The 1,027-nt window shown below is 43.8% G+C and carries 1 protein-coding gene; it reads right to left on the bottom strand.

All coding sequences use genetic code 11. From position 1 onward, the window contains the following. Positions 1-1,021, bottom strand: a protein-coding gene (locus ACPEPR_RS13785) for an IS3 family transposase (RefSeq protein WP_423562563.1) whose coding sequence is annotated in 2 segments (ribosomal slippage) — positions 1-769 and positions 769-1,021 — 1,022 coding nt annotated over the 2 segments. Because the reading frame shifts where the segments join, the coding sequence is not laid out codon by codon here. This gene is flagged as partial in the annotation. Positions 1,022-1,027: the final 6 nt, after the last annotated feature.

Here is a 1,027-nt window from a genome sequence, read left to right as displayed (position 1 = left end):
TTGTAATGCCACAACCAGTTTGTTGCATAATCTTGTACTTCATCCAAAGTATCAAATAAATGCTTGCTCAGCCAACTATAACGTATGGTCCGATTATAGCGTTCAATATACGCATTCTGCTGTGGCTTACCCGGTTGAATATATTCAATACGAATACCGTGCTCAGTAGCCCAGCGCACAAATTCGTGACTGATAAATTCGGGACCATTATCGCATCGGATCACTAACGGTTTTTCTCTCCACTCCAGCAATTGATTCAACGTACGAATAACCCTGATTGTGGGCAATGAGAACCCTGCTTCAATGGCTAGGCCTTCGCGGCGGTAATCATCAATCACATTCAATAATCGAAACTTGCGACCATCGGAAAGCTGATCATGCATAAAATCTAATGACCAAACCTGATTTTCTCGGATTGGTTCTTTCAAGGGTTCAGGCGCATGCCGTTTTAGTCTTTTTCTCGGTTTAATACGCAGATTCAGTGCCAACTCACAGTAAATGCGGTAAACCCGCTTGTGATTCCAGCAGCAACTCTCAACATGCCGTAAATACGAGAAGCACAAACCAAAGCCCCAGTCGGAATTTTCCTCAGTGAGTTCAATGAGCTGTTCAGCAATGAGTGCATTGTCATCGCTGAGTTTGGCTTGATAGCGGTAGCAGGTTTCACTAATGCCAAATGCTTTACAAGCCAAACGAATACTAATGGCATGCTGGGCAACTGCCTGTTGTGCCATCTTACGCCGGCAAGATGGCTTTACCACTTTTTTGCCATCGCTTCCTGGATGATTTCGGCCTTTAATCGCTCTTCTGCATACATCTTTTTAAGTCTGGTATTTTCGGCTTCTAGCTCTTTCAGTCGAGCCATTAATGATGTATCCATACCACCATATTTGGCACGCCATTTATAAAAGGTAGCATTACTCATGCCGTGTTCACGGCAAAGGGTCGCTACAGGTGTGCCAGATTCTGCCTGTTTCAAGATGGACATGATCTGACTGTCAGTAAATTTAGATGTTTTCATGCAGAA

The sequence above is a fragment of the Acinetobacter sp. AND/436 genome (assembly GCF_049546925.1).
In the GTDB taxonomy this organism is placed as follows: domain Bacteria; phylum Pseudomonadota; class Gammaproteobacteria; order Pseudomonadales; family Moraxellaceae; genus Acinetobacter; species Acinetobacter indicus.
This window is presented reverse-complemented; position numbering and strand designations above follow the sequence as displayed.